We start from the raw sequence: 5,105 nt of genomic DNA, 5'->3' as shown, positions 1-5,105 counted from the left end.
TAGTGGCAAGATCCTGCATTGCATTCATGATCTGTCTGGTATTGTCACCACTGTGCTCGGCTAGGGTATTGACCGCTCCTGCGATCTGTGCAACCTGTCCGGTCCCTGCTGAAACATCCTCAATGCTGTGGTGTGCCTGGACGATACCGTTGGTCACCGAATCAACGTTGGTACCAACATTGCTGACCGCGTCCCTCAGGTCTTCAACCTCCTGTTTCACCTTTGCGATTGCCTCTGACACCTCAATACCGATGGTGTTGAGTGCATCCCTGAAGATGAGGTACTCACCTTTGAGTTGCAGGGTTGGATCAATCCGGGCTGCGAAGTTACCGCTGGCGTACTCCCCGGAGAGCCGCATCGCCTCCCTCATCGGAGTGACCATTCCGTCAACGATCTGATTGACTCCGCCGATGATGGTTGCATAGTCTCCCTGGAATTTTGAGGTATCCCCCCTGACATCCAGGTTCCCTTCCACCGCAGCAGAACTGATAGTCTGCACTTCATCACCGAACCGGTCAAATGTTCTGACCACTTCAAGGAAGGATCTGCTGAGCGTACCGATCTCATCGAAGCTTTCAGTCTCGCTGATCTCTGCCGAAAGGTTTCCTGCAGTGATCTGATCTGAAAATTCCACCAGGCCATTCATCCGGCGTGATATTGAACGGCCGAACCAGTATGAAAGAGCTGTTCCGCCGATGATACCAAGGATGATCACGATGACGATGGTATTTCTGATTGCATCGATTGGGCTCAGGAAATCACTAAGAGAACCGTTTGCAACGATGATCCAGTCAAGTGGCTGGTAATACGCAAAAGCGGCTACCTTGTCGACCCCGTTATAGGTATACTTGATGAATCCGTTCTTCTTGGTGATGATCTCCTTCATGAATGGAAGTTCTGAATCGTTTTTTCCTTCATTAGTGGGGTGAACCAGGGTCAGACCGGTACTGTCAATGACATACATGTACCCTTTCTCACCGATCTTCTTTGATCTGATCTGGTTTTTGAGCACCCCGACTGTTGACTCCTCCTCAACTCCGACAAAGAGAATACCGATTATTTCTCCGGCGTTGTTCTTGATCGGCTCATAAGCAGTGATGTACTTCTTCCCTACCACGTTTGCGGTACCATAGTAGGTCTTGCCCTGGGTGATGACCGAATCATATACTGCCTGTGACACGGTAGTACCGATCGCCCGTTTGCCGTCTTCACCGATCACGTTGGTGGAGATCCGGACTGCCTTATCTCCCTGCTTCTGAAATACCGTAGCAGTTCCACCGACCAGTTTCTGTACTCCGTCAACAATCTCGAAGTTATCATTCACCACGTACGGTGAAGAACCCGAGGAAAGAACGAGTTTACCATCGCTGATACTGGGAGATCCCTTTGCATAAAATGAACTTCGAAGTATATTGAGGTCATCATTCACCTTGCTCTGGGTAAGGTTATAGACCGTGTCACTTGCCTCTTGCATGTCAGTGACCTGGTTCTCCAGATTCTGTTTGATATCGCTATATACTGCGTTATAGGAACTGGTGTATGCAATTGCTCCAAGTACGAGGACCGGTACAATAACTAGTATCAGACTGATAATCGTAATTTTTCGTCCGATAGTCGCATGGTCTAAAAAATGAGTTATCCGATCTCCGATTTTTCCTTTCAGAATAATTCCTCCCCACCCATGTTTGGATGAGTTGACTAACTATTGTGTCATTAGGTAACTATGATAATTCTACCGATTTTGCTTGGCAAATATTTATATGGTATTACTATGTTTCTAGGGATTACCTCCGTCATGTGAATTCATTTGTATTATCTTTCCGTCTGTATCAACAAGAAATAGTTGAAGAAGAGCCAGCGTTCAGGATTGCAGGGAATTACCTGGTGTTTCCCTTCAATAAAATGAGATGATACCGGGGAAAGAACAGGGGCTTGTGATAACCCTTCCCCTGTTCGGCTCTACCCTTGTCAGGCAAACTTCAGATTCAGTTTAGTCCCGGGATCCGGATATCTCAATCACGGCAAGACAGATTGAAGAACCGATCCGGCAAGAGATCCGATGCCAATCATGATCTGGTCTCTGATCGGGATAGTCGTCTCCTTGGTGAATGGTACCGGGGGGGCAATCCCGAAGAAGTCAGGAGTGAGTGTACCGGTAACAGTGATTTTGATCTCACCGGTTTTGAGTACCTGAAGTGCAGACTGTATCAGGGAAGGATTTGAGAGAATTATCGGAATTTCCAGTTCATGGCTGCCTGGTTTGATTGTAAAACCCTTCTGTTCGCCATTGCCAAGTGGCATTGCTCCATCTTTTCCCTGGTATGTTATCGAATAATTCAGGGATTTGACAGGAACTGCAACCGGGTACGGGCTGTCCACCGATACGTTAATGGTGAGATCAATCGCTGAAAGGTTGACTGAATTGAGTGAAACTCCGGTTATCGTGGCTGTTGGTGCCTTAGCAAAGAGACTTACTCCAGCTGCACCGCAGATTAGCAGAATAACCAGAATAGAAACAAGAATAATGATCCAAGATCGCCGTTCCATAGCAATCTCTTCTGATTCCTGAATTTATACCTTCTGATATCAGAAGGTTTCGTGCCACTGATGTATTTGAAGAACCATCTCCTTTCATTGGAATCGGGATGAGATGGGGGGGAGCGAGCGATCATATCTCGCTAGGAGTTTCGGATGTTCGGGGGAGTCCAAAGATTATCAGACAGATCCCTTGCACTGCTCAACGTGATGCCATAATGCTTCTGCAGATACGTAAATATCGTCTCTGAATCAATCCATCGCTTGTCCAGCTGGCTGACCATGGCATCAATCCTTGCTATCTGCGAGAGGATCTCATGATGAGCATCTTCGCGATGAGTTTCAAGCATCACCTCTATTACTGCGAGAGGATTTCTAATTCCGTCATTAAGAATGGCAAGTTCTGCGATGTTACACTGTATCTGTCTGAGCAATTGTGCCCGTTCCCGCTCCATCCTCATCCGGTTGGTAACATCCTGGATCGTACCGATGATCCGGTTATCATACCCAGTCTCGATCTGGCTGATCCTTCCCCTGATATGCAGGTGTTTGGTCCCCCCGTCTGGAAGAAGTACGCGGAGAACCGATTCTTCAGACTCTGATTCGGTTATGAGTTTGAAAAACCTGATTTTGAACTCCTCCTGCTCGTCAGGATGGATAAAGGTGAGAAATTTCCAACATGTCCATGGGAGGTCCTGAGGGACAACCTCAAGAATCCGAAAGACCTCTTCAGAGCAGGTAAAGATACCCGTTGTAAGGTCCACCTCCCAGTTTCCGATCTGCCCGATCTGTTGTGCTTCTTTGAGCCGTGCTTCCATCTCCAGATGTGCCCGTTCTGCCTGTTTTCTGGCAGTTATATCTCTGCTGCTCCCGACTACTCCAATGGGGATCCTGTCATTATCCCGTAACAGGGAAAGGGCCGTCTCAGTCCAGACGAGGTGACCATCCCGGTGGTACATGGCAAGTTCCATGTACCTGGGCATATCATCATCCGGATTGCCGACATCAGATCCATTCATATGATCTCTTCTGTACCTCAGAAGTGTGTGCAGTGATTCAGGGGTGTATGCCTCATGGAGTTGCCTGGTTATAACCTCTTCATGGGTATATCCCAGCAGGCGAACGACTGACGGACTTATGAAATTGAGTTGCATCTCCCTATCAGCGGTCCATATCACATCGGTAATATGTTCTGTAAGCAGTGAGTATATCCGCTCTTTCTCATCGATCTCTCTCCTCAAGTGAACCTTATCGGTGACATCGATCCCGGATCCTTCGATGTAATCTCCTCCCTGGTGAGAGACTTTACGGGCGTTTATGGAGATCCACCGATGCTCACCATCGTTTCTGATAACCTGTACCAGAATGCCCTTCACCATCTGTTGCTGTTCAAGCATCTGGAGAATATGTATCCGGTCTTCCGGATGGCGATAAATCTGGCTGGTATTGGTGATGCTCCTGAGAAGATCATCAGATGAGTCGTATCCGAAGAATCGGGCGAAGGAGGTGTTGACACTTAATATCTCGCCATTCATTCGGGTCTGGAAGATCCCTTCAATTGCGTTCTCAACGATATCCCGGTATTTCTGTTCGCTGGTTCTGATAGCATCTTCCATCCTGTAATTTTCAGAGATATCTCTGATACTCCCTATTATCTCTGGAGGATGGCCTGATTTTCGGATGTATCTGCTGTGTATCTCGCAGAGTATTGCCTTTCCATCCTGTGCCAGTATCGGGATCTCATAGCATGATGATTCAGACGGATGGTTTATCTTATTGGATATTTCAGTGTGAACCCTTTTCAAAGAATCGCGGTCAAAAAAATTGGTGATATCTTTACCAATTACCTCATCAGGGGAATACCCGAAGATCCGGGAGATTGAAGGACTCACTTCAGTGAGTACTCCCTGCACTGTCATCCTAAAGAAAATATCAGTAATCAGGGAGAGCAGTTCCTGATACCGTTCATCATTTTTGGGAGCAAGAGAAGAGATGCAGTTGAAAAAGACTGGTGATTCACACTCCTGATTACAAGGTTCTGTCCATCTGGATCCCTCTGAAACAGAATGTTGTATGATGTCTGATCCCCCTGCCAGTTCACTAGATGCTGAATGTTTGAGTTGGGGGTTATAATTATATGCCGTGCAAAACCGGAATGATTAAGTCATAGTCTTTGTTTCATCCGATTCTTTACATATTACTTTTATTATCCGGTACGAAGAATGAGGCCTGGTGATGGCCCAATAACCGCCTCCATATTTACACGAGAATATCTATGGTTTATACCATTGATGTGATGAAGGCTGATGCGAATGTCGCGGAACCGGTGAATGGAGGGGGCTCTGGATCTGGTATTTTTGCGATGTTCAGGTTCTTATTTGGGGTGGGCCAGAAAGAACGTAAATAGTGCTGGTATCATACTCAGTATCTTCACGATATGAGATCGGTACGGGTATTCCATATTGGCGACATGCAGAACGGGTTTATCCGGGAATCAGGAACCCTCTATGTGGACGGTTCCTCTGCTCTTATCGACAGGGCGAACGAGTTTATCAGACAGGTAAATCCTG

The 5,105-nt window shown here is 46.9% G+C and carries 4 protein-coding genes; 1 reads left to right on the top strand and 3 read right to left on the bottom strand.

The genetic code is table 11. The features are described 5' to 3' along the window. The 3 genes from LUQ50_RS02850 to LUQ50_RS02840 all read right to left on the bottom strand — a co-directional run. Positions 1-1,474, bottom strand: a 1,474-nt coding sequence (locus LUQ50_RS02850; RefSeq protein WP_300035881.1) for a Cache 3/Cache 2 fusion domain-containing protein, incomplete at its 3' end; no start/stop codon positions are given. A gap of 542 nt (positions 1,475-2,016) precedes the next feature. Next, positions 2,017-2,547, bottom strand: a complete 531-nt coding sequence (locus LUQ50_RS02845) for an LEA type 2 family protein (protein ID WP_300035878.1) — start codon at positions 2,545-2,547, stop codon at positions 2,017-2,019. 131 nt (positions 2,548-2,678) lie between these two features. Then, positions 2,679-4,529, bottom strand: a complete 1,851-nt coding sequence (locus LUQ50_RS02840; protein WP_300035884.1) for a PAS domain S-box protein — start codon at positions 4,527-4,529, stop codon at positions 2,679-2,681. A gap of 281 nt (positions 4,530-4,810) precedes the next feature. Here LUQ50_RS02840 and LUQ50_RS02835 point away from each other — a divergent pair, with 281 nt between their 5' ends. Then, positions 4,811-4,942, top strand: coding sequence for a hypothetical protein (locus LUQ50_RS02835; RefSeq protein WP_300035875.1), 132 nt, complete (start codon positions 4,811-4,813; stop codon positions 4,940-4,942). The last annotated feature ends 163 nt before the right edge of the window (positions 4,943-5,105 follow it).

This window comes from Methanospirillum sp., from assembly GCF_028679455.1.
In the GTDB taxonomy this organism is placed as follows: domain Archaea; phylum Halobacteriota; class Methanomicrobia; order Methanomicrobiales; family Methanospirillaceae; genus Methanospirillum.
Note: the sequence above shows the minus strand (reverse complement) of the source record. Positions and strands in the feature narration are given on the sequence as shown.